This is a genomic window from Margalitia sp. FSL K6-0131, from assembly GCF_038008735.1.
GTDB lineage: Bacteria > Bacillota > Bacilli > Bacillales > Bacillaceae_C > Margalitia > Margalitia shackletonii.
The window spans coordinates 1,734,331-1,759,090 of record NZ_JBBOZS010000001.1 but is presented as its reverse complement, the minus strand read 5'-3'; the positions used below and the strand labels follow the sequence as shown (position 1 = coordinate 1,759,090).

General features: G+C 36.3%; 23 protein-coding genes and 1 riboswitch. Of the genes, 11 read left to right on the top strand and 12 right to left on the bottom strand.

Annotation, left to right across the window (positions count from 1 at the left end; translation table 11 throughout):
* Positions 1-9 precede the first annotated feature (9 nt).
* A complete protein-coding gene (locus NSQ59_RS08545; protein WP_055738969.1) occupies positions 10-816 on the bottom strand; it encodes an alpha/beta hydrolase in 807 nt (268 codons plus the stop codon).
* 326 nt (positions 817-1,142) lie between these two features.
* On the opposite strand from NSQ59_RS08545, the gene NSQ59_RS08540 reads away from it, so the two are divergent.
* Complete coding sequence (locus tag NSQ59_RS08540; protein ID WP_340830682.1) at positions 1,143-1,898, top strand: C39 family peptidase; 756 nt, start codon at positions 1,143-1,145, stop codon at positions 1,896-1,898.
* Positions 1,899-1,968: 70 nt separating this feature from the next.
* Here the strand turns inward: NSQ59_RS08540 and asnB are convergent, their stop codons facing one another.
* Both asnB and metK read right to left on the bottom strand, forming a co-directional pair.
* Positions 1,969-3,867: an asparagine synthase (glutamine-hydrolyzing) gene (gene asnB, locus NSQ59_RS08535; RefSeq protein ID WP_126648170.1), complete on the bottom strand. Its 1,899-nt coding sequence runs from the start codon at positions 3,865-3,867 to the stop codon at positions 1,969-1,971.
* Between the two features lie 442 nt (positions 3,868-4,309).
* On the bottom strand, positions 4,310-5,506 hold the full coding sequence (gene metK / locus NSQ59_RS08530) for a methionine adenosyltransferase (protein ID WP_055738966.1): 1,197 nt from the start codon (positions 5,504-5,506) through the stop codon (positions 4,310-4,312).
* 225 nt (positions 5,507-5,731) lie between these two features.
* Positions 5,732-5,903: riboswitch (SAM riboswitch) on the bottom strand.
* A gap of 468 nt (positions 5,904-6,371) precedes the next feature.
* On the opposite strand from metK, the gene pckA reads away from it, so the two are divergent.
* On the top strand, positions 6,372-7,961 hold the full coding sequence (gene pckA, locus NSQ59_RS08525) for a phosphoenolpyruvate carboxykinase (ATP) (protein WP_340830678.1): 1,590 nt from the start codon (positions 6,372-6,374) through the stop codon (positions 7,959-7,961).
* A gap of 29 nt (positions 7,962-7,990) precedes the next feature.
* On the opposite strand, the gene NSQ59_RS08520 is transcribed toward pckA, so the two are convergent.
* Positions 7,991-8,233, bottom strand: coding sequence for a DUF2584 domain-containing protein (locus tag NSQ59_RS08520; protein ID WP_055738964.1), 243 nt, complete (start codon positions 8,231-8,233; stop codon positions 7,991-7,993).
* A gap of 44 nt (positions 8,234-8,277) precedes the next feature.
* On the bottom strand, positions 8,278-9,060 hold the full coding sequence (locus tag NSQ59_RS08515; RefSeq protein ID WP_340830675.1) for an alpha/beta hydrolase family protein: 783 nt from the start codon (positions 9,058-9,060) through the stop codon (positions 8,278-8,280).
* Positions 9,061-9,180: 120 nt separating this feature from the next.
* Between NSQ59_RS08515 and NSQ59_RS08510 the strand changes: the two genes are divergently transcribed.
* Genes NSQ59_RS08510 through NSQ59_RS08500 form a run of 3 tightly spaced genes read left to right on the top strand, consistent with a single transcriptional unit; the run spans position 9,181 to position 11,768 of the window.
* Positions 9,181-10,182 carry an ABC transporter substrate-binding protein gene (locus NSQ59_RS08510; RefSeq protein WP_055738962.1) on the top strand — a complete coding sequence of 334 codons (1,002 nt, stop codon included), beginning with the start codon at positions 9,181-9,183 and terminating at the stop codon, positions 10,180-10,182.
* Between the two features lie 16 nt (positions 10,183-10,198).
* Positions 10,199-10,972 carry an ABC transporter ATP-binding protein gene (locus NSQ59_RS08505; protein WP_126648166.1) on the top strand — a complete coding sequence of 258 codons (774 nt, stop codon included), beginning with the start codon at positions 10,199-10,201 and terminating at the stop codon, positions 10,970-10,972.
* Positions 10,956-11,768, top strand: a complete 813-nt coding sequence (locus NSQ59_RS08500; RefSeq protein ID WP_055738960.1) for an ABC transporter permease — start codon at positions 10,956-10,958, stop codon at positions 11,766-11,768. The genes NSQ59_RS08505 and NSQ59_RS08500 overlap by 17 nt, the downstream gene beginning before the upstream one ends.
* 37 nt (positions 11,769-11,805) lie before the next feature.
* Here the strand turns inward: NSQ59_RS08500 and NSQ59_RS08495 are convergent, their stop codons facing one another.
* Positions 11,806-12,135 (bottom strand): hypothetical protein, encoded by a 330-nt coding sequence (locus NSQ59_RS08495; RefSeq protein WP_055738959.1) that lies wholly within the window; start codon positions 12,133-12,135, stop codon positions 11,806-11,808.
* Between the two features lie 283 nt (positions 12,136-12,418).
* Between NSQ59_RS08495 and NSQ59_RS08490 the strand changes: the two genes are divergently transcribed.
* The 4 genes from NSQ59_RS08490 (at position 12,419) to NSQ59_RS08475 (ending at position 13,715) form a co-directional block, all read left to right on the top strand.
* Complete coding sequence (locus NSQ59_RS08490; RefSeq protein WP_437177112.1) at positions 12,419-12,661, top strand: DUF6154 family protein; 243 nt, start codon at positions 12,419-12,421, stop codon at positions 12,659-12,661.
* A gap of 112 nt (positions 12,662-12,773) precedes the next feature.
* The gene (gene ytzI, locus NSQ59_RS08485) at positions 12,774-12,935 is read left to right on the top strand and encodes a YtzI protein (RefSeq protein ID WP_083489247.1); all 162 of its coding nucleotides are present in this window, start codon (positions 12,774-12,776) and stop codon (positions 12,933-12,935) included.
* Between the two features lie 67 nt (positions 12,936-13,002).
* Positions 13,003-13,245 carry a membrane protein insertion efficiency factor YidD gene (gene yidD / locus NSQ59_RS08480; protein WP_055738957.1) on the top strand — a complete coding sequence of 81 codons (243 nt, stop codon included), beginning with the start codon at positions 13,003-13,005 and terminating at the stop codon, positions 13,243-13,245.
* Between the two features lie 308 nt (positions 13,246-13,553).
* Positions 13,554-13,715 (top strand): DUF1540 domain-containing protein, encoded by a 162-nt coding sequence (locus NSQ59_RS08475; protein WP_083489246.1) that lies wholly within the window; start codon positions 13,554-13,556, stop codon positions 13,713-13,715.
* Positions 13,716-13,762: 47 nt separating this feature from the next.
* Here the strand turns inward: NSQ59_RS08475 and menC are convergent, their stop codons facing one another.
* The 6 genes from menC to NSQ59_RS08445 all read right to left on the bottom strand — a co-directional run bounded on the left by menC (position 13,763) and on the right by NSQ59_RS08445 (position 21,402).
* Entirely contained in the window at positions 13,763-14,866 is a 1,104-nt protein-coding gene (gene menC, locus NSQ59_RS08470) for an o-succinylbenzoate synthase (protein WP_055738956.1), read from the bottom strand.
* On the bottom strand, positions 14,863-16,362 hold the full coding sequence (locus tag NSQ59_RS08465; RefSeq protein WP_055738955.1) for an o-succinylbenzoate--CoA ligase: 1,500 nt from the start codon (positions 16,360-16,362) through the stop codon (positions 14,863-14,865). Before NSQ59_RS08465 ends, menC begins: the two co-directional genes overlap by 4 nt.
* Before the next feature lie 158 nt (positions 16,363-16,520).
* The gene (gene menB, locus NSQ59_RS08460; RefSeq protein WP_055738954.1) at positions 16,521-17,339 is read right to left on the bottom strand and encodes a 1,4-dihydroxy-2-naphthoyl-CoA synthase; all 819 of its coding nucleotides are present in this window, start codon (positions 17,337-17,339) and stop codon (positions 16,521-16,523) included.
* A gap of 124 nt (positions 17,340-17,463) precedes the next feature.
* The gene (gene menH / locus NSQ59_RS08455; RefSeq protein WP_321198518.1) at positions 17,464-18,279 is read right to left on the bottom strand and encodes a 2-succinyl-6-hydroxy-2,4-cyclohexadiene-1-carboxylate synthase; all 816 of its coding nucleotides are present in this window, start codon (positions 18,277-18,279) and stop codon (positions 17,464-17,466) included.
* The gene (gene menD, locus NSQ59_RS08450) at positions 18,273-20,021 is read right to left on the bottom strand and encodes a 2-succinyl-5-enolpyruvyl-6-hydroxy-3-cyclohexene-1-carboxylic-acid synthase (protein WP_055738953.1); all 1,749 of its coding nucleotides are present in this window, start codon (positions 20,019-20,021) and stop codon (positions 18,273-18,275) included. The genes menH and menD overlap by 7 nt, the downstream gene beginning before the upstream one ends.
* Positions 20,014-21,402: an isochorismate synthase gene (locus NSQ59_RS08445; protein WP_055738952.1), complete on the bottom strand. Its 1,389-nt coding sequence runs from the start codon at positions 21,400-21,402 to the stop codon at positions 20,014-20,016. Before NSQ59_RS08445 ends, menD begins: the two co-directional genes overlap by 8 nt.
* 345 nt (positions 21,403-21,747) lie before the next feature.
* Between NSQ59_RS08445 and NSQ59_RS08440 the strand changes: the two genes are divergently transcribed.
* Together NSQ59_RS08440 and NSQ59_RS08435 are read left to right on the top strand one after the other, a co-directional pair.
* Positions 21,748-22,671, top strand: a complete 924-nt coding sequence (locus NSQ59_RS08440; protein WP_055738951.1) for a 1,4-dihydroxy-2-naphthoate polyprenyltransferase — start codon at positions 21,748-21,750, stop codon at positions 22,669-22,671.
* A 476-nt stretch (positions 22,672-23,147) separates the two neighbouring features.
* Positions 23,148-24,716, top strand: a complete 1,569-nt coding sequence (locus NSQ59_RS08435; protein ID WP_126650088.1) for an IS1182 family transposase — start codon at positions 23,148-23,150, stop codon at positions 24,714-24,716.
* Positions 24,717-24,760 lie beyond the last annotated feature (44 nt).

Sequence of the window (24,760 nt, the reverse complement as noted above, 5' to 3'; positions counted from 1 at the left end):
ATATTCACCTCAATCAACAATATATCCAATTAAACGCAAACGATTTTCTACGAAATTTTTCGCATAAAGAAATATGTCTTCCCGTTCGGGTTCATTAAAAATCTCGTGATAACACTTAGGCCATTCTTTATAATTTTTCTCAGATAATTTCACCTGATTAAACCAGTCGCTAACTGAAGTCTTATTCACAATTTTATCATCTCCGCCTTGAAGAACCAAAAGTGGCACATCCGGAAATTTTGAAATATTTGTGAAAGCAAGTTTCATTCCTTTTACTAACTCTCGATACCATCGAACGGAAATTTTTGTAATATACAAGGAATCATTAACAGCTGATTCCATTATTTCCTCATTTCTTGTAGACATTTGAATGGTTAAAGGGCTTTTAAACCGTACTCCGGGCGCGATCTTATTTAACCCGACAGAAAGTCCGCTTAAAATTTTTGATGGATAATCTACAAGCCCAAGGCACGGGGACGATAATATTACTCCTGCAATTTTTAGCTTTATTTCTTGAAGTGTACGAATTACAGCGAGTCCTCCCATACTATGTCCTAATAGAAAAATAGGAACATTAAATTGATAAGCTGTTTGTACCCAATCTTTTATTTCAAATATATATTCGTCAAAGGAATCAATATGACCTCTATTTGATCTTGTAGTCATCCCTTGTCCGGGTAAATCTCCCATAATAACATGGTAACCGGAGGAGCGCCACATTTCAATTAACCAGCTGTAACGTCCGTGGTGCTCCATTGCCCCATGAACCATGACAATGACCGCTTTAGGAGCTTCATCCGCTTCCCATTTCCACATAGCTTCTGCCTCCCTTTTCTCTTGTTGTTGGCCGTTTTCGTATCAATTGTTGCTTCACGTCATTTGTTACAAATTTCAAGCAAGCTTGGAGTCGGGGCATCTTTTCTTACAAAATTTATTCGTTTTTAACCCCTATTAAGGTTGTACCAAGTGTTTTCGTATGACAAAGCAACAAAATTTAAGAAAAGAGCCTTTGTAGGAATACTCTATTTTACCCTAAATATGCTAACTCCTCTCTTTATTATATATCTTTTCACAAATTGGCATTAACTTTTTCGAAAGTTTGACGATGTAATACATAGAATCTTCTTATTTAGGTGGTAGGAATGAAGCAGTTTATATCAGGTTTATTATGTTTATTTTTTCTAATTGGAACAGGGATTATTGTTTATGGAATATGTGATTCAAAGGAATCTGAATCATATACACACGATGCACTAGTAAATAGCGATCATGAACAATATGCTGTTATTAAGATAAAGGATGCGGTATCCATTAATGTTCCCTCTATAAACCAGCATCCTGAACTGGATAGAGGTTGTGAGGTAACGAGCCTTGCAATGCTTTTGCAGTCTGCTGGTGTTCAAGTAGATAAATTAACTTTGGCTAAGGAGATTAAGAAAAATCCTACACCACGAACGATTAAAAATGGAAAAATCTATTATGGAGATCCAAACGAGGGATTCGTCGGTAATATTTATACCTATCATAAACCCGGGTACGGTGTTTACAATAAGCCAATTTATGAATTAGGAAATAAATTTCTGCCAGGAAAGTTAATTAATTTAACAGGGCATTCCTTTGAAGATTTAAAAATATATCTATCTGATGATCGGCCAATATGGGTAATCATTAATACAGAATATAAAAAACTACCTTCCGCATACTTTCAATCTTGGTATACAAAAAACGGAAAAATCCACATCACTTATAAAGAACATTCTGTGCTTATTACAGGATATGATAAAAAATATATTTATTTTAATGACCCACTTACTGGACAAAAAAATAAAGCACCCGCTAATTCCTTTATGGAAGCGTGGGTGCAAATGGGCAGCCAAGCTATCACTTACGAAAAATAGCTTGGCTTAATTTTTATTTGAAACATGATGATTTTCAATTGCTTTCGAGGAGCATTTGTTCAGCCGAAATTTAAACAGTTGCCTGCTCAGCGTTTAATTTATATTGTTTTTGAAAGTCATATTTTTCTTCTAAATAAACTGCATGCCAAATCATGAAGACTAAAACAGTCCATATTTTACGACTATGATCTAATTTTCCTTGGCAATGTTCTTCCAGAAGATTTAATACATAATTTTTATTTATGATATGATCAGTCGGGCTACCCTTGATAATGTTGATTGCCCAGTCATGCATTTCATCTTTTAGCCAATGTCTAATCGGAACTGGAAAACCTAGTTTTTTTCGATTTAAAACATGATCAGGAACTACTCCCTCCGCAGCCTTGCGAAGAATATACTTCGTCGTATCATTAGCGGTCTTTAGACTGGTCGGAATTTGTGACGCAACTTTAAATACCTCTTTATCCAAAAATGGAACACGCAACTCGAGGGAGTGTGCCATTGTCATTTTATCCGCCTTTAATAATATATCCCCGCGCATCCATGTATGAATATCAATGTATTGCATGCGATCTACAGGATCATACCCAGCTGTCTCTGCGTAAAGGCCTTTCGTAATCTCTGTATAGTCCAATCCTTGTTTGTACCTGGCTAAAAGTTCTTTCTTTTCTTTTTCCGTATACATTTTTGCATTTCCGATATAACGCTCTTCCATTGGAGTAACACCGCGTTCTATAAAGCTCTTTCCTTTGACACCTTCCGGCATCATTTTAGCCAATGCCTTAAGAAGCGATTTTCCAACTGCAGGAATCTTATTAAATACCTCTAAAGATTGGGGCTCTCGATAAATATTATAGCCTCCGAACAGCTCATCTGCCCCTTCCCCTGACAATACAACTGTAACATGTTTTCTTGCTTCTCTTGCAACAAAGTATAAAGGAACGCATGCAGGGTCAGCCAATGGATCATCAAGATGCCACATGATTTTCGGAAGTTCCTTCATGTATTCCTCCGGAGTAATCACATAGCTGATATTTTCTACACCAAGCTTTTCCGCGGTTTCCTTCGCTACATCAATTTCGCTAAAACCATTGCGTTCAAAACCCACGGAAAAGGTTTGAATTTTGGGATTGTATTGTTTCGCAATGGAAGCAATAATAGAGGAATCAATTCCGCCAGATAAGAATGATCCAACCGGAACATCACTGCGCATATGAACATTTACAGAATCGAAAAGAACATCTTTGATTTCTTTTATAAATTCATCTTCGGACTTATGAATCGGTTTAAACGCAGCTTTCCAATAGCGTTTAATATCTAACGGTTGTCCTAATCTTTTCACAAAATAATGGCCAGGCTCTAATTTTTTAATTCCAGCAGTCATCGTTTCAGGCTCAGGAACAAATTGGTATGTCATATAATGCTGAACAGCATCATAGTTTAATACATCATTTTCCATTGCCAATAATATACTTTTCTTTTCAGATGCAAAAAATGTCCGATTTTCTTCTTCTAAATAGAAAAAAGGTTTAATTCCAAAAGGATCACGAGCACCAAGCAAGGATTGTTCTTGTTTATCCCAAATAACAAACGAAAACATTCCGCGCAGTTTTTCAACAGCCTTTTCCTTATAATGGCTGTACAATGCTAAAATAACCTCAGTATCTGATGAAGTCGCGAACGTTAAGCCTGCTTCTATTAATTCATTACGTAATTCCACGTAATTATAAATTTCTCCATTAAAGATAATCCAATATCGATCGTTTTCATATGTTAATGGCTGGTGTCCGCTTTCTAAGTCAATAATGCTCAGACGACGGAAACCAAATTGAATATGTTCGTCTTCATAAAAACCATCGTCATCGGGTCCACGATGGGTAATAATGTCATTCATATTTTTAAATAGTTGTTTATCTTCATCACGAAGTTCAATTGAACGGTCGTGTACACAACCTATAAATCCACACATTATGTAGTTCACCTACTCCATTTTTTTAAGCTTCTTTTGAACAATGCTATTTTTCTTATAAATTATTGCTTTTCATCATTGTTTTAAATCTTAGACTTTGTTTCGGGCAATCTTATCCGATGAAGATGGTTATAAGATTTTTCTTTTACAAAAGCAATAGTACAAGAAAAAAGTCATTAAAAAATTCATACTACCTTATACTATCATTTTTTATTTCGTTTTTGCAGTAGCCATTTTACTTATCCCGACAAATATTTTTTTCCAAAATGTTCTTACGAATAGCTCTGTTAAATAATTCGTTGGCGTTTAGTACCGACTTATGCGCACCCGTTCACGTTTAAGCATACATTTAATTCAATAATAATCACTAATTTACCTCTTCGATAAAAAACAAAGAGGAGTTACAATATCGTTCTGTAACCCCTCCATTTTCTTTCAACCACTATTTTGCAAGTTGACTTAAAACTTCCGCTTTGTCTGTTCTTTCCCAAGGTAAATCTAAATCATTGCGTCCAAAATGTCCGTAAGCAGCCGTTTGCTTATAAATAGGACGTCTTAAATCTAACATTTTAATGATACCAGCAGGACGAAGGTCGAAGTTTTCACGAACCGCTTCAATCAATTCCTCTTCTGAAACCTTTCCTGTACCAAAAGTATCAATGGAGATGGATACCGGCTTTGCTACACCAATTGCATAAGCAAGCTGTACTTCACATTTATCTGCAAGGCCAGCAGCTACAATATTTTTAGCAACATAACGTGCAGCATATGCTGCGGAACGGTCCACTTTTGTAGGATCCTTACCTGAGAATGCACCACCGCCATGGCGTGCATAACCACCATACGTATCAACGATAATTTTACGACCTGTTAATCCAGCATCCCCTTGTGGTCCACCGATAACAAATCGACCAGTTGGATTAATGAAATATTTTGTGTTTTCGTCGATTAATTCTTTAGGAACAACTGGACCAATAACATATTCTTTCACATTGCGTTGAATTTGCTCTAAGCTGATTTCTGGATGGTGCTGTGTAGAAATAACGATCGTGTCAATTCTTGCTGGTTTGCCATTTTCATCATATTCAACCGTTACCTGTGTTTTAGCATCCGGGCGTAAATATGGAAGAATCTCTTCTTTACGCACTTCTGATAATCTGCGTGCAAGCTTATGTGATAGGGAAATTGGCAAAGGCATTAACTCCTTTGTCTCATTACATGCAAAACCAAACATTAATCCTTGGTCCCCTGCACCAATTGCTTCAATTTCTTCTTCAGACATTTGTCCTTCACGTGCTTCTAATGCTTTATCAACACCCATTGCGATATCGGCAGATTGCTCATCTATAGATGTAAGAACCGCACATGTTTCAGCATCAAAGCCATATTTTGCACGAGTATATCCAATATCTTTAATGGTTTCACGAACAATTTTTGGAATATCCACATATGTGCTGGTAGTAATTTCTCCTGCAACAAGTACAAGACCTGTTGTCACAGATGTTTCACAAGCCACACGTGCGTTAGGGTCCTTTGCTAAAATCGCATCCAAAATGGCATCCGAAATTTGGTCACATATTTTATCCGGATGACCTTCCGTCACGGATTCGGATGTGAATAAACGACGTTTGTTTGTCATCTTTTTTCCTCCCTTAGAGATAAATCAAAAACTCTATATTTACGCCTCACGGTACTCATTTCCCTAATAGTATGAAATAATCAGGAGAATTTATCCTCGATTCTTTCAAGATGCTATTTGCATTCATTCGCATTTTGCATTTACTTAGGCTGGGGCGAATAACTAAATAAAACCTTTCCTATTTATATTTTGAGGAAAGGTTCACATTCGTTTTTACGCCTTTCACTCTTATCGTTCAAGGAATTACCTTGCTACAGGTTAGCACCTTTTCATTTTAGCATGCTTATAAAAATGACTCTTCAACTTATCTACTAAGCTTTCATTTTTATTATATGCACCTAAAAAGCTGGTTGCTGGGCTTCATCGGGCCTGTCCCTCCGCCATCTCGGGATAAGAGTATCCGTTCAAGGTAAAATCATACGCAATTTGTCGCACCGTGTCAACTACTTCATGCATTTTTTCAATATTATTTAAGGCTTTTCTTAAACTTAGTTGCTTTTGTATAACAACCTTATTAAGGTTAAATATGAATGATACTTTATAGAAAAGATGCCTCGAAACCAATCTACTCAGGTTTTAGGAAAAAGTGACGAAAAGGAACAGATTAAATTCGGCTTTTGGGTTTTTAACAATCTATTCGAAAACAGCCTTATATAAAGCCCATTTTTAAAAATCGGAATAATGTTCCTTCAGTCAAAAATACTAATGTTATGGCTTAAATAAGGAAAGAAATCGAAATGTTAAAACTTTGTGTTTTTTAAAAAATAAGCATATATAGTATAGACTAATTATTTAATTGTGTTATACTAATTGACATAAGCGATTAAAAATTTTTTATTCTTTCATAAAGGATGGTAACGCATTCATGAATTCAATAAGTTTATCTACTGAATTAAGTGAATTACTAAATGGAAATAATGTTTATACTCAATTATCCGTTCCACGTTTAGTGGAAAAAATATTAGCGCGTAAAGAAGGAATCTTAACCTCAACTGGAGCAGTTCAGGCTGAAACTGGAAAATATACTGGGCGTTCCCCTAAAGATAAATTTATTGTTGAAGAACCTTCTGTAAAAGACAAAATTGATTGGGGTTCTGTCAATCAACCAATTTCTGTAGAAGTCTTTGACAAACTGTATCATAAGGTAATTCAATATTTAGAAAATCAAAATGAATTATTTGTATTTAAAGGATTTGCCGGTGCAGACAAAAAAAGCCGTCTTCCTATACAGGTTGTGAATGAATATGCTTGGCATAATTTATTCGCACATCAATTGTTTATCCGCCCATCAGAAGAAGAATTAGCGGATCATAAGGCACAATTTACGATTCTATCTGCTCCAAATTTTAAAGCAGACCCACAAGTAGATGGCACTAAGTCGGAAACATTTATCATTGTGTCCTTTGAACGCCGAATTATTTTAATTGGCGGAACGGAATATGCTGGAGAGATGAAAAAATCCATTTTCTCCATAATGAATTATTTATTGCCTGAAGCAGGAATATTACCTATGCACTGTTCCGCAAATGTAGGTCCGGAAGGCGATGTAGCATTATTCTTCGGCCTGTCCGGTACAGGAAAAACTACGTTATCCGCAGATCCAAATCGCAAGCTTATTGGGGATGATGAGCATGGTTGGTCAGCAAATGGGGTATTTAATATAGAAGGCGGCTGCTACGCAAAATGTATTGGTTTAACCCGTGAAAAAGAGCCGCAAATTTATGATGCCATTACGTTTGGATCTGTTTTGGAAAATGTAATGGTAAATCCTGATACACATGAAGCAATGTATGATGACAATACATTGACAGAAAATACACGTGCCGCTTATCCGATTCAATCCATCGATAATATTGTTGAACCAAGTGTAGCAGGTCATCCACAAACAATCGTTTTCTTAACAGCCGATGCATTTGGTGTCTTGCCTCCGATCAGTAAATTAACAAAAGAGCAGGCAATGTATCACTTCTTAAGTGGATATACATCGAAGCTTGCAGGAACAGAGCGCGGGGTTACTTCTCCAGAAGCAACATTCTCGACATGCTTTGGAGCACCATTCCTTCCGCTTCCTGCCACGGTCTATGCGGAAATGCTCGGTAAAAAAATTGATGAATACGGAGTCGATGTCTTCCTTGTAAATACAGGATGGACTGGCGGAGAATACGGCGTAGGATCACGTATGAAATTAAGCTATACACGCGCCATGGTTCAAGCTGCTTTAGAAGGAGAATTGCACCATGCTGAAACAGTAAAGGATGAAATCTTTGGCTTAAATATTCCATTACATGTTCCAGGTGTTCCAGATGAAGTACTATTACCAAATAAAACTTGGGCTAGCCAAGATGAGTATATTATAAAAGCAAAGGAACTCTCTGAAAAATTCCAATTGAATTTCCAAAAGTTCAAAAATGTTGACAAGGAAATTGTGGAATTAGGAGGTCCAAAGAAATTATAATAGAAAGGGTGACCAATTTGGTCACCCTTTTAATTTGTAGAATTCAAGGAAATTAACTGATAAAAAATCGTTGTTTTCTCTTTTTCCCATTCTACCTTTTGAATAACAGCTGTTCCGCTTGAATCACTTTCCAACGTCCGCTTGACATCAATTGGTATATCGATTGGATATAGGCGATACCCCGCTTTTTCTAATATAAATAAATTATCGTCTAATCGTTTTTCATTTCCTTTTGTCACAATCATCGTATTAAGTTCTAAAGGCATTCCCATTTATTTTTCTCCTTTACCTTATCTGCATTCTTACAACTATTTTATCATGTCAGTGCCTGTTTTTTCATCCATGAACATAAATCCGAAACAATTTGCCGATTTATTATAGGCGGAAAATAATGTGTGTAATTTGGAAAATACCATGTTTCGACTGGTTTTTTTAGCAGTTTCAATCTTTCCTCCAGTCTTTTTGCATGCTCAAAGGATACATTTTGATCATGTTCCCCATGTATAATTAATACAGGTGATTCTATTTTCTCCAGAAAATACAGCGGGGTTCGCTCTTTGTATCGATCCGGATATTTTGCAGGAGTGCCTCCAATTACCCGTTTCATCATTCTCCGTAAATCCTTTCTCTCTCCATAAGTTAATTCCATATCGGAGACCCCTCCCCATGTTACAACGGATGCTGCCTCCTTTCGATGGATAGCCGTATGTAGAGCCATTACCCCTCCTCTTGAAAAACCAAACACATGGATGCGGTTTTTAGCTACCCGGGGATACTGTTTCAAAAGATCGAAAGCAGAATAGGCATCCATTCGATCCTCCCCTGCAAAATCTTCATCTCCTTCCCCTCCTCTGTTTCCTCGATAGAAAGGAGCAAAGACAACAAAGCCCTCACTGGCAAATTGTCCGATTCTAGCAGGTCTCACCATCCCTACACTTTTAATTCCACCCCTTAAGTATAAAAATCCATCATACACAAGGTCATCCTTTGGTTCTGCTAATAATCCCTTTACCTTATAGGAACCAGACATATAAGTTATTATGTACATATTTACCTGTGGATTGGGCGACGGAAATCGAAATTTTTCCATAATATTCATGTAAATACCTCCTTCCAGCTTCTTTATATCCATGTCTTCTAGGCATTCACACATTTTTTTTACAATCATACGATAGGTAACAAATCAGAAATAAACGAATGCCTATAAGGAGGTTTAAATATGAAAAGATGGCTTAGAGTTAGCTTTTCACTTTTGGTACCATTCATTCTGCTGTTTTCTTTAGGAGCATGCTCAAAAAAGGAAGGCTTGAAAACAGTTCGCGTTGCAGAGGTTACCCGTTCCGTTTTCTATACACCGCAGTATGTAGCAATCCAGAAAGGATTCTTTAAGGACGAAGGCTTAAAAATCGACTTAAAAACAACTGCTGGCGGCGACAAAACGATGACAACATTATTGTCTGATGGAGCGGATATTGCCCTTGTAGGTTCTGAAACCTCCATTTACGTCCATGCTCAAGGCAGTGATGATCCAGTTATTAATTTCGCCCAACTGACTAGAACGGACGGAACCTTCCTTGTCTCTCGAAAAAAAATTGATAACTTTTCCTGGGACCAATTAAAAGGCTCCACTTTTCTTGGTCAAAGAAAAGGCGGGATGCCGCAAATGGTTGGAGAATTTGTTCTAAAAAAACATGGCATTGACCCACATAAGGATTTAAAGCTTATTCAAAATATTGATTATGCCAATATTGCTAATGCCTTTGCCTCTGGAACAGGTGATTTTGTCCAATTATTTGAACCGACCGCATCTGTTTTTGAAAAAGAGGGAAAAGGATATATCGTCGCTTCTTTCGGGAAAGAATCCGGTAATGTCCCATATACCGATTATATGGCAAAGCAAAGCTATATTAAAGAACATAAGGATACAATAGAAAAATTTGTCCGCGCTTTATATAAAGCGGAAAAATGGGTGAAGGATCATGATTCCAAGCAAGTAGCGAAAGTAGTCCAACCATTCTTCGAAGATACGGATATTGATATTTTAGCTTCTTCCATTGAGCGCTACCGTAATCAAGGTTCATTTGGAACTGATTTAGTCCTAAATGAGGATGGTTGGAATAACCTTCAAAATATTATGAGTGAAGCAGGAGAATTACCAAAGCGAGTTGATTATAAAACGCTTGTAAATACGTCCATTACAAAAAACGTTATTAATAAATAAGGAGGTTAAATATTATATGAGCTTCCTATCTGTAGATAATGTCCACCATAGCTACTTTACACCAAAATCAGCTACAAATGCTTTAAAAGACATAAACTTTGAGATTCAAGAAGGAGAATTTATTTCTTTGCTTGGTCCTAGTGGTTGTGGAAAAACAACGATGCTATCCATTCTTTCAGGTTTGATTCAACCAACAGAAGGAAGTGTTTTAATCGATGGAGCAGTACCTAGTTCGTTAACATCCTCCATCGGCTACATGCTGCAACAAGATTATTTATTTCCATGGAAAACCATCGAGGAAAATGTTTTACTTGGACTGAAACTTAATAAACAATTAACAGCTAAATCACGGGAAACAGCATTAAATTTACTAAAAGAAATAGGTTTAGCAGGTGTTGAAAAACAATATCCGAGGCAGCTTTCCGGCGGAATGAGGCAAAGAGCTGCTTTAGTAAGAACATTGGCCATCAATCCAAAAATTTTATTTTTAGATGAACCATTTTCAGCACTTGATTATCAAACAAAACTAAAATTAGAGGATCTCGTATTTGAAACATTAAAATCATACAAAAAAACTGCCGTATTAGTCACACATGATATAGGAGAAGCCATTTCTATGAGTGATCGCATTTTATTATTTGCTGCTAAACCTGGGCGTTTATATAAAACCTTTCTTGTCCCTGAAGAATTAAGAGCTATTAGGCCTTTTGATGTAAGAAGTAAAGAAGCATATTCTGTGTTATTTCAGGAAATTTGGAAGGAGTTGGAGTCCCTTGAAAACCACGAATAAACCAAATTTCCTTTATCACCAATATTTAAATAAGCTTAAAATCGAAAAAAGATGGGTTCGATTTTATCAGTTGATTATTTTAATCGTATTTTTTTCTCTTTGGGAAACAGCTAGCAGGCTTCATTGGGTAAATCCCCTTATATTTAGTTCTCCATCAAAAATATGGGTATTATTAGTTCATAAGATCCAAGATGGCACTATTTTTAGCCATATTGGCGTAACAGTATTTGAAACCATTATGGGATTTGTCCTTGGTACTTTTCTTGGAGCACTTTTGGCAGCCATTCTTTGGGCATCTCCAAAGCTATCGAAAATATTGGACCCCTACCTAGTTATCTTTAATGCAATGCCAAAGGTTGCCCTAGGACCAATCTTAATTGTTATCTTTGGACCTGGAGTATCATCCAGTATCGCGATGGGAATTATAATATCCGTCATTATAACCACCATCGTCATCTATACAGCCTTTCGAGACGTGGATTCTAACTATTTGAAGGTGCTGCAAACATTTGGAGCAACAAGGTCCCAAATGTTCAAGGAAGCCATTTTGCCTGCATCGTTTCCAACAATTATTTCCACTTTAAAGGTAAATGTCGGTTTATCTTGGGTCGGAGTTATTGTTGGAGAGTACTTAGTCGCATCAAAAGGATTAGGATATTTAATTATATATGGATTCCAGGTTTTTAATTTTACCCTTGTTATGTTATCACTCATTATTGTAGCGATAATAGCAACCATTATGTATCAATTGGTAGATTTATTAGAAAAAAAGCTTATTAAAGACTCAAATAATTAAAGGGGGCTATTTAAGATAGCACCCCACTATTTATTCTCTACTTTGAAGTAAAATCCTTTAAAATTCCAATACTGTCAATATGTTTTTTTGCCTCTTCATCCCCTAAATCATACAACATTTGATAAGCACGCAGTAAATTTTCATCCGAAATATCATTAGGACGATCATGATGATATTCTACAACAGGAACATGAGCCCGCCAAAATCCTAATACATCCGCATCATAATTGGAATCAAAAATTTGTCTCAGACGTGTGATTTCTTCATCTGTTGCCTCTATTTTATAATTCCATACTGATGCATCTTTGCTTCTAGAAATTTCCCCGCTTCCCAGATCAACATAATATGTGTGCTTAACTTCTTCCATGTTTGTTTCACCTCTAATTATTTTCAGATACGTTTAGAAATCTTTATGTATCGTTTCCCACAAAACTACTCAAAATATTCCTATTCAATAACAAAAGCGTAAGCGCCTTGGTCATCGGCGTACGGATTTCGTAGTCTTCGACTGAGATAAAGGAAACACAGTGAGGTAGTTCACGAGCTGATGTTGACTTATCGTAGGGAGGAGACGGAGAAATCCGCTAGCCGATAGGCGCTGTTAGCTAGACGTGAACAAATTTAAAAAAGGAGTGTTCTAATTGAGATTAGTGGACGAACTCTTTCAAATATATCGCGATAGATTAACGGGTGATGAAGAGGATTTAGACATTATCGCTTTAGCGGTTGTAGAAAACAACAGTCGTCAAGAACTTTTAAACATCGTCAAAGAAATGAACGATTATGAATTGCACTATTTCATAAGCATGTATTTAACAGAAACACTAAAGGAAAAATTTGCAAGCCATTCGGGTAATATTGATTATAGCCACCATTCAAAGTATCTTCATTAAAATAGTACTTTCTTCCTTCACTGGATGTTCATTTCCTAGTCAATTTCAGTGCAAAAATTGCAGAAATACATGTTAAAATATATTTATGTATTAAATTAAGAGGGGTATTGGAATGCTGATTTTGACTGCAATAGTATCGATTATTATTATTATCGTGATTATGTCAGCTGCTGTCATTACTACATCAAAAGCATATTCACATAAGCATACAATCGATCCGATTGAAAATAACCCAAATATTAAAACAGATGGAAAAGAACCGTCCGATATTTAAGGATGGTTCTTTTGACTTTTTTTCTGTTATGGAATAACCTAAAGAAAAAATAAGGAAGTAATGATTCATGCTAAAATATCTATTTATCTTAATCATTCGTTTTTATCAACTTGTCATTTCCCCTTTAAAACCACCAACATGTCGTTTTTATCCAACTTGTTCCCATTACGGACTTGAATCCATTAAACGATTCGGCGCTCTACGTGGCGGATATCTAGCCATCAAACGGATTTTAAAATGTCATCCTTTTCATCCAGGCGGAGTAGACCCGGTTCCAACAGAATGGCCCTCAAGGAAGAAGCAAAAATAATCATTGCTTTACCGCTAGCAATCTAGTATTAAAATTTCGTTTCTTAAATCGGAATCATTCTATTTTCTAAATAATGTCTAATCTAAACTGGCAAAGGTTGTAAAATAAGAAAACAGAACAAAGGTCCTTTATTTACACAATCTTGCTGTTTTAAGGGAAAAACGAGGATTATTTTTTACTAATGCAAAAAAATATTCAGTCACTTAACTGCCTTAAACTTATCTTCCTTTGATTTCCGTTATATTTTCATGGTGCCCGCAAACAATAAAAGATGTATCATCAATTTTATAAAATGAGGTGGTATGAAGATGGCAAAGGATGTTTTATGCGAAGTAAACAACTGTCATTATTGGAAAGACGGAAATAAATGCTCTGCTGATCAAATATACGTTGTAAGCCATAAAGGGCATGAAGCTAAAAATCAAGCAGAAACAGATTGTAAAACTTTTAAGCCTGAGGGTAATTGGTAAAATAGAGATAAGACAAAAAGAAATCGGCAAATTAGCCGATTTCTTTTTTAATCATATTTTTCCTCAAATATTGTAACTTCCTTTAAACGTCTTTGATTTAATTCGTATCCGATACCATAATCGGAAGGAGCTTTTATTCCACCATTATGCACTTTAATTTCCGGCGTAATAATATCTTCTTCCCAATACCTGCTAGACGAAGAAATATCACCAGGTATAGTAAAACCGCTTTTGGTTGCCAAGGCAATATTATGTGCCTTTGAAATACCGAACTCAATCATTCCCCCGCACCATACTTTAATATTGTTTTCTACACATAAATCATGCATTTGAATAGCGTTCCATAAGCCGCCAACTCGACCGATTTTTATATTGATGACACCGCAGCTTTTTAAGTAAATGGCGCTTTTCGCATCCTGGAGAGAAACAATACTCTCATCTAAACAAATAGGCGTCTTTATCTCTTTTTGAAGAATGGAATGTTCCACAATATCATCTATACCAAGTGGCTGTTCAATCATCAGCAAATTAAATTCATCCAAAGACTTAAGGATCTCGACATCTTTTAAGGAATAGGCAGAGTTAGCGTCAGCCATTAAATCGAGTTCAGGATAATGCTTTCGTATTTCTTTTAAGAGATAATAGTCATTCTCCGGTTTAATTTTTACTTTTACTCTTTTGTAGCCCTCCTGCAGATACATAGATATGTTTTCAATAGCCTCTATAGGATCTTGTGAGCCAACTACAACACCTGCAGGCACATGTTCCCTTACTCCGCCGATAAGGTCCCATAAAGGCTTCTTTTGTTGTTTAGCATATAAGTCCCATATAGCTGTTTCTATACCTGCTTTAGCCATTTGATTACCACGAATCATATCAAAGCGTTTGGACACTTCACTTGGATCATTAATAGGCTGATGCAGAATTAAAGGAAGTAAAATATCCTTTAACATGTGGAAAACTGTCTTAACGGTTTCCTCTGTGTACCATGGCGTTGAAAAAGCAACTGCCTCCCCTAATCCAATCGTTCCTTCCTCATCTCTTACCTTGATGATTATTCCTTCTCTTTCCGTCACTTTGCTTAGAGAAGTGGAAAAAGGAGATTTTAATGGCATTTTAATAACATATATCCAAGCTTCCGTTATCTTCATATTTCCATATCCTTTGGAATTATTTCGATTAACCTTCTGCGCAAAAGCTTATTGGAAGCATTTCTTGGCAAAGATTCAACCTTATATAACTTTTTCGGTATTTTATATTTTGCTAATTTTTTCCTACAAAATGAGATTAATTCTTCCTCTGATACGGAATGATTTAATACTACAAATCCAATTGGAACTTGACCCCATACCTCATCTTTTATTCCAGTTACCCCCGCTTCTTCGACATTAGGATGAGCTAATAACACCTCTTCAATTTCGGCTGGATATATATTTTCACCGCCTGAAATAATAAGGTCTGAGCGCCTATCCATGACAAAGAGATAACCTTCTTCGTCCACATATCCGATATCTCCTGTTTTAAGCCAGCCCTCACAGAAGCTATTTTGATTAGCTTCCGGCCGATTCAGATAGCCAATTGTAACATTTGGTCCCTTTACGACAATTTCCCCTGGCTCAAATGGTTTGTTCACTTTTCCTTCTGACATAATTTTTAACTCAGATGGAAATAACGGTTTCCCTGCTGAACCAAGTTTTTTCAAACTATCTTCCGGTGCTAATGTAACAATTTGTGAAGAGGTTTCTGTCATTCCATAGGACTGAAAGACTGGAATTCCTTTCTCCGCACATGCTTCCAGCAATGGACGTGGAGCAGGTCCTCCACCAAGTAGCATGCATCGGAATTTGGAATGATATCCTTGTTCATTTAGTGAAGAAACCATTCTTTGCAGCATGGCTCCTACTACAGACATAATGGTTATGTCCCCTGTCTGCAGTAATGTATTCACTTTTGTTTCGTTAAATTGCTCCATTAAATATACAGGAATCCCATAGATTACACTTCTCATCAAAATAGATAATCCGCTAATGTGAAATATAGGAACCGTACAAAGCCATGCATCATCATCTCTAATTCCAAGATTAAGAGCGGATCCAACAGCACTCCACCAATGGTTTCCAAATGTTTGTAAAACCCCTTTTGGATTTCCTGTCGTTCCGGAGGTATACATAATGGAACAAATATCGCTTAGCATATATTCCTTCACAACCTCGATATCTTTCTTCGGCAAACTCTCTAGCTCTTTAAAGGTGAGAAGCGGAAGTGAATCATATAGCGGATGTATTTCGTTCAATATATGTTTAAAATCGTCATCACTAATTAATAGTTTTGCTTGACTGTCCTTCAGCTGGAATGTCATTTCGGATGGGGTTAAGCGGTGATTTAAAAATACAGCTTTTACACGCAATTGTTGTAATGCATGGATTATAAACACAGTAGAGGGACGATTTTTCATTAATAGGGCAACTGTATCTTCTTGTTTTATACCTAAAGAGGATATTGTTTGGGCATAATCTTTCGCCTTCTCAAAAAGCTGAGCAAAGCTCCACGTTTTATTTTCAAAAACAAGTGCATTCCGATTAGGTGTTAAAAACGCACGCTGCTTTAAAAAATTTGGAATGATTGTTTCCAAAGAGATCACCTTCATTTTTTACATAAATTTTAGGAACAAATCCGTAAGCCGATTGACGCTGAAGCTAGACGTAGACCATTTTTCAAAAAAGCTTTCTACTGGTTTAAACTCTATAATTTTCCTAAACAGCTAAGAAAAAAGCTTGATGGTATTCCACCAAGCTTTTTATTTCATCATGGAAAACGAGGGAATTGTCCGAAGTCTGGTTTGCGTTTTTCTTTAAACGCATCACGACCTTCTTTTGCTTCATCTGTTGTGTAATATAGAAGCGTCGCATCTCCACCCATTTGCTGTAAACCAGCTAGCCCATCTGTATCTGCATTGAACGATGCTTTTAAGAAGCGAAGTGCAGTAGGGCTTTTCTCAAGAATTTCATTACACCATTTGATTGTTTCTTCTTCTAATTGCTCTAATGGAACAACTGTATTGACCAGACCCATATCCAATGCCTCTTGTGCATTGTATTGACGGCATAGGTACCAAATTTCACGTGCCTTTTTGTGGCCAACTATACGTGCTAGGTAACCAGCACCATAACCTGCATCAAAAGAACCTACTTTTGGTCCAGTTTGACCAAAAATAGCATTATCAGCTGCAATGGTTAAATCACAGACAATATGTAGTACATGTCCACCACCGATTGCATAACCGGCAACCATCGCAATTACTGGTTTTGGTGTAAAGCGAATTAATCTTTGTAAATCAAGAACGTTCAAACGTGGAATATTGTCATCTCCAACATAACCACCATGTCCGCGAACTTTTTGGTCACCGCCGGAGCAAAATGCTTTATCCCCTGCACCAGCTAATACAATAACACCGATTTTGCTATCATCACGTGCATAAGAAAATGCATCAATCATTTCATTTACTGTTTTAGGAGTAAATGCATTATGTACATGAGGACGGTTTATGGTTATTTTCGCAATTCCATTATACGTTTCATATAAAATTTCATCATATTTACGTTCAGCAATCCATTCAACTGCCATTAATATTCCTCCTTTTTTGTCAAGTTAAAACGATGGGAGTCGATGTTCCTTTCCGATTTTTTTGTCGGTAAGCAAATCATTTTGCAGGATAACAAAGCGCTGCAAAATTTAACGAAAAAAAGCATTATTTATCTGTTTTCGTCAAAAACTCCATTACTATTGTACCAAACTTTTTTGGACTTTCCACATGAATTGCATGTCCGGCATTCGGAATAGTTATCCATTCTGCGTGTTGGAGTCTGTTTTTCATCTCGACTGCAATATTACAAAACTTCTGATCAAGTGCACCTGTTATTAAAAGAATGGGCATTGTTAAGTTTGTAAGAGAATCCCACCAAGACGGCTGGCTTCCTGTTCCCATTCCTAAAAGGCTATTTGCCAGCCCAGTAGGATTATTGGATAGCCTTTGCATCCTAATACTGTTTTGGATGGAGGGATCAAGAGATTTCTGTGTTTGGAACAAAGCAATATTTGTCCAATAATCTACAAAAGACTCGATCCCCTCTGCCGTTATTTTATCTGCTAATATTTTGTCTTGCTTTCTTCTTGCTATTCTATCATTTTCACTTGCTAACCCTGGAGATGCACTTTCTAATATAAGATGTTTCGTTCTCTCAGGATATTTTTGGGCAAAGGTTATTGCTAATCTGCCGCCCATCGAATAACCAATGATACTAACATCTTTGAAAGCTAATCTATCAATGATTTCTTTTATATCATCAGCAACTAGTTCAATATCATAACGAGCTGGATTTTTAGGGCTGTCAGTCAATCCATGACCTAAGATATCCACAAGAACAACCTTAAATTGTTTTTTAAGATACTCAGCCAAGAAGTTCCATGTAGAAGTATCACCAGTAAACCCGTGCAATAATATTACCGGATCGCCTTCTCCTAAAACCTCAACATGGTACTGGGCATCATGAACTTTCATTAACATAATGTATCACCAGTTAATAATTTGCTCTTTTCCTGCGAAACATGATTCCACATATTTCGGTGGGTTTGGACATTTTTTTCACGATTGGTCGGTACTTCAATAACATTTAAACCGGATGTTTCAATAGCCCGATTGATTGAAGATTGAAACTCATTCCAGTTTGTGACTTTCTTATAATTTCCGCCATACATTTTTACAGCATATTCAAACTCTACATCAATTGGTGTGCCAAATAAATTTTCAAAATTCTTGGAAGAGCTTGCTTGCGGAAGAAACGAAAAGATCCCCCCGCCATTATTGTTAATAACAATAATCGTAATATTTAAATGATGCATTTTGGCTGCTAAAAGCCCGTTTAAATCATGGAAAAAGGAGAGATCACCAATGATCAGAAATAAGTTTTCTCCATAGACGCTTGCTCCTATTGCACTGGATACAACACCATCTATACCATTAGCTCCACGATTAGCCATCACTCGAATGTTTTTTTGATTATTATGAAAGAAAGTATCCACATCTCTGATTGGCATACTATTTCCAACAAATAAAGTACTGTTATTTGGCAATAGCTTAGTTAGTTCCAAAACGACTCTACCCTCATCTAATTCTTGAACATCCTCTATCGTTTTGGTGACAATCTTTCTTGTGTTCCTATTTAATTGCTGCCAGATTTGAAGCCATTTATTATTTGGTTCATTTTTTATCCGAGAAGATATACCCTCACAAAATAATATTTCATCTGCATGAATCATTTGTGTGCCCATTTTTATAGGATCTCTCCAGCCGCTTCCACTATCTATAATATAATGGTCCACTTTTTTAAGCTTTTTAAGGAATAATGTTAATGGTTTTGATACAGGCATGGCACCAAAGCGAATAATGACTTCCGGAGAGAGCTTCTCCTCATACTTACCGTCTTTTAAAAATGAATCATAGTTATCTATAATTGCCTCACTACTATGTAATCCACTTCTTAACTGTGACAACGGATCCGCTATAATAGGATATCCAAGCCGTTCGGAAAGAGTAAGGACCGCCTGAGCAAAATCTGGTTCATCTATAACTCCACAAATGATTAACCCTTTTGGTTGTGTTTCGAGATCCATACAAATCCTTTCCAATTCACCATTAGAAAGAATTAACTTACCTTGCGAACTTTTCACAGATTGCTTTGTTTCTTCAAATGGTGATGGTTCGAGTCTTGGTATTAAAGGCTCTCTAAATGGAAAATTTAAATGAACTGGTCCTGCAGGTGCTTGTAGGGATAGATTAACCGCTCTTGCAGCAGTAGTTCTTACAAAATAGTGCAGTTCTTCATTTGGATCCGGAATGGACATTTCTACAAACCATTTTACATGTTTTCCATATAAGTTGATCTGATCAATTGATTGTGGCGCTCCAATATCTCTTAACTCATGAGGGCGATCTGCAGTTAGCACAATCAATGGTACCCTTGAAATTTTTGCTTCAACGATTGCCGGATAGTAATTGGCTGCAGCCGTTCCAGATGTACATAGTAGGGCAACTGGTTTTCTCGTCTGTTTTGCCATTCCAAGCGCAAAGAAAGCAGCAGATCGCTCATCAATATTGATATGGTAAGCAAGATCTGGATGCTCAGCAATCATCATCGCTAAAGGGGTTGATCTTGATCCAGGACTAATAACAACATCTTTAACTCCATTAAAGACCAACTCCTGAATAAAATCTGCTAAAAAACTTGTTAGTATTTCTTGTTCATTCATCTTCTTTTCCTCCCAATGCACGAAGCATAGGACGAAATTTAATTTTCGTTTCTAAATATTCATCCTCTGGGTTTGAATCTGCAACAATTCCACACCCAGCATATATAAATGCTTCATTTCCTTTTAATAAACCTGATCTGATACCAACGATAAATTCACCATTACCGCGATAATCCATCCATCCGATTGGTCCCGCATATAAGCCTCTATCCATATTTTCAACATCCCTTATGACTCTCATCGCATCTTGTTTTGGAGTACCGCCAAGTGCTGGTGTCGGATGCAAAGATTCGACCAATTGAAGAATAGATGTGTTTTCCTTAACTTTCCCTTTTACCGGTGTATATAAATGTTGAATATCCGGTGTTTTCATTAAGGTTGGTTCATCTGGAATATTAACCTCCCAACAATGCTTCCGGAATACATCTGCAATCATAGATACTACTAGCTGATGCTCATGTCTATTTTTTTTATCCTCTAATAACATTTTACCTAAAGTTTCATCATGCTTCTCATCATTGCTTCTTTTCATTGAACCTGCTAAACAAGTGGATAAAATATTCTCCCCTGTTTTCTTCACTAATCTTTCGGGCGAAGCACCAGCAAAGCAATGATTCTGGAACCCAAATGAAAATACGAAGCTTGTCTGTTGCTGGTCCAATAAGTGATTCAAAATATTTTCAGGCAATATATCTTGCTGGTATTCAACTCTCATTTTTCTTGCCAAAACTACTTTATCCAAATGACCGTCTTTTAAAAGAGAAATAACCCTTGCAACGGACTCTTTCCATTCTTCCGGATTTATTTCTTCCTTTTTCATCACTTCTGAGATGAAATTATTTGAGAACTCTTGAATGTTTAATATTTTCTTCTTTTGATTTTCCAAATACATTAATTGGGATACATCACTTTCAGGCTTTACAATGGAATTTACCGTCAGAAAACTATTCTTTTCTGTTATTGTAAGCATGATTTCCGGAACATAAAAAGTTGCATTTGAAAATGCTCCCCATTCGTATTCTTTCCTATTATAAGGGTCGAAAGTAAAGCCACCAAATAATAAAGGACCTGTTCCAGGCTGATCAGCTGAATTGTATATGGAAGCGTTTTCTAAAATATTCTCCCATTTTTCTTCTACATTGCGAAATCTCTCATCTATCAGTTCAGAAATAATCGGAAGTACATTGCCTAATCCAATTATAATGGTCTCATTCTGAGGATCTTTCCAATAAAAATGATCTTCACTATTGCGGATAACAGATGAATATAATTGGTGAGGATATGGAAGAGCAATCTGTTCTGTGTAACTGAATAATATCTCTTTATTATTTTCCTTCGCATTTTTTATGGATAATTCAAATTGTTCATCTATTGGTTTCAATTAAATCTCCCCCAGGGCCATAACATCTTAACTATTTTATCAACAATAAAAAATAAATGGTGCTTTATTTGTATTTGAATAATGAAGAATTCATCCATCCTTTAAGATACACCTCAAAAAGTTTCGAGTCAATGTTCGACAAGTTTTGCACTTTCCCTTACCTATTATAATTATTTTGAGCAGATAAATCAGCTATAACGTGTCCTATATAGCTAAAAAGGAATAATTTCTCTACAATACATATAAAAATTCATTGACACCACCTTCTCCTTTACCTACACTTTAGATTGTAATGTTTTGTCTTTATTCATTAAACCTTGAACCAATATAAGGGAGAGACTTATAATGAGCAAACAATCTTCACCACCAATAGAACGAGATCATGGTTGGCGAATATGGTGGCAATTAACTAGACCTCATACACTAACAGCTGGCTTTGTGCCCGTTTTTCTGGGAACTGCACTAGCATTGCATTACACACATCTAAATATTTCATTATTTATCGCAATGCTGATTGCTTCCCTATTAATACAGGCTGCAACAAATATGTTCAATGAGTATTATGACTATAAAAGAGGCCTGGATAATGAAAAGTCTGTAGGGATAGGCGGAGCCATTGTAAGAAATGGTGTACATCCTAAAACTGTGTTAAGACTTGCATTCACTTTTTTTGGCATTGCCATTCTGTTAGGCGTTTATATTTGTATGAATACTACATGGTGGATTGCCGTAATTGGGACTGTATGTATGCTGATTGCTTATTTTTATACAGGTGGACCTTATCCGATCGCCTATACACCATTTGGAGAATTCTTATCAGGATTCTTTATGGGAGTCATTATTGTTCTAATTTCTTTTTACATTCAAGTAAGAGAAATCACCGCAGACAGTGTATTAATTTCTATACCAATAATGATTCTTATTGGAGCTATTATGCTATCCAATAACATTCGTGACCTTGATGGTGATAAAGAGAACGGTCGAAGAACGGTAGCGATTTTAATCGGGCGTAAAAAAGCAATAAATTTATTAGCCGCCATGTTTACTGTTTCGTATGTATGGATTATTGCCTTAATTCTTTTTGGAGGCGCAACGCCTTGGCTTCTATTGATATTGATAAGTATTCCTAAACCTATTACGGCTGTTAAGGGTTTTATCGGTAAAACAGAGCCAATCCAAATGCTGCCTGCTATGAAGGCTACAGCTCAGACCAATACATTTTTTGGACTATTGCTGTCAATTGGTTTAGTAATTGCACATTTCTTTTAATCTGCAAAAAGACTTCATTCCGTTTGGAATGAAGTCTTTTTGTTTTCTTATTTGGAGGAAATAGATCTGCTATCTTGTTTCTCAGCTTTGGTAACCCATTTGTATCGTATGTAGATTTTATTCTAGTTTTGTACGGATTTCATAAATATCGTTATTCTAAAGTATTTTTTTGTAGTTTTCTATACTAATCCCAGGAAGATGACAGCTAATCTTTGTAATTTTATATTTAATCTCGTGAAAGTAGCAAATAATCTCATCATTTTTATACTTAATCTCGCGAATTAGGACTTTCTGCCTAATTTTGTTATAAAAGAAAAAAGAGGCTGGGACAAAACCCGCCTCTGAGATGAAAAAGCCGGTGAAATTTCACGATAAGTAAAATTTCACCGGCTTTGATTATTTTTTGAATAAAAATAAGGACCACTTCTGATAAAATTAAGTCACCACAACAAAATTATACAGAAAGAAGGATCCTTATGTTTAAAAATTATACCATGAATCAATTAGTTTTGCCTTTAGATTTAGAAGTAAAATTACAAAAAAATGATATTGCCTTCCATATCCATCATTTAGTTGAAAGTATCCCTCTTGAAGCGTTCGAACCATTTCTGCGAAATAATGGTTGCCCTGCCTACCATCCACGCATGATGCTTAAAATTATCTTATGTGCCTATACGCAATCTATCTTTTCAGGACGCAAAATAGAAGCCCTATTAAAAGATAGTATCCGTATGATGTGGTTAGCTCAAGGATATGAACCAAGCTACCGCACCATCAACCGATTCCGTGTTCAATCGGAAGTGAAAGATTTAATTCGCCAATGTTTCGTCCAATTTCGTTGCCAATTGATCGAAGAAAAACTTATCGATCAAGAAGCGGTTTTTATCGATGGTACAAAGATTGAAGCGAATGCGAATAAATTTACGTTTGTCTGGAAGAAATCGATGGAGAAATATCATCAAAGTTTAATTGAAAAGTCAAACCAGCTATACAATGAACTACTTGAAAACGAAATTATACCTGAAATAGAACGTGAAAGCGATGAACAGTTGTCATTGGAAGAACTCTCTCAATTGGTTCAAAAAGTGGACGATGTGGTAACTGAGTATGATAAACAAATAGAAGCATCATCAGACGTTCCAGAACGAAAAGCTTTAAGAAATGAACGCAAATACCCAAAACAAGTGCGAAAACAGTTGATTGATTTTGTCCTGCGAAAACAGAAATACCAACAAGACTTTGAAATCTTTGGCACGCGTAATAGCTATTCTAAAACAGATCCAGATGCGACATTTATGCGAATGAAAGATGATTATATGCAAAACGGCCAATTGAAAGCTGGTTACAATGTACAAATCGCAACGGAGGGCCAATACGCGCTTGCCTATAGTTTATTTTCAAACCCAACAGATACGCGTACGTTAATTCCATTTTTAGATGAGATCGAGCAGCATTATTTCGAGTTACCGAAGCACATTGTCGCAGATGCAGGTTACGGTAGTGAACAAAACTTTAATGATATCCTTTTAAACAGAAAACGAGAAGCACTTATTACGTATAATATGTATTTGAAGGAACAAAAGAAAAAGTACAAACAAAACACTTTTAATCCCGACAACTGGAAGTATGATCAAGAAACAGATACCTATACATGCCCTAATCAGAAACGTCTTGAATATCAATATTATTCAGTCCGTAATGACCGTACAGGTTTCCAACGGAAGTTCAAAATCTACGAGTGCGAAGACTGTTCGGGATGCCCATTCCGTTCATCCTGTACCAAAGCAAAAGAAGGCAACAATCGAAAACTAATGGTGAATGAAAAATGGGAACAGCAAAAAGAATATGTAAGAGCGAAGCTTTCAGAAGAGAAAACGAGTGCCATCTATCGAAAACGCAAAATCGATGTGGAACCAGTTTTTGGATTCTTGAAGGCTAATTTGCGTTTCACTCGATTTTCTGTACGAGGAAAATCGAAGGTAGAAAACGAAATGGGCCTCGCGTTAATGGCAGTGAATTTAAGAAAATTCACTACCAACAACTAAGGTAATAGAAAATTTAAACGCAAAAATAGAGAAAGGTGAATTTG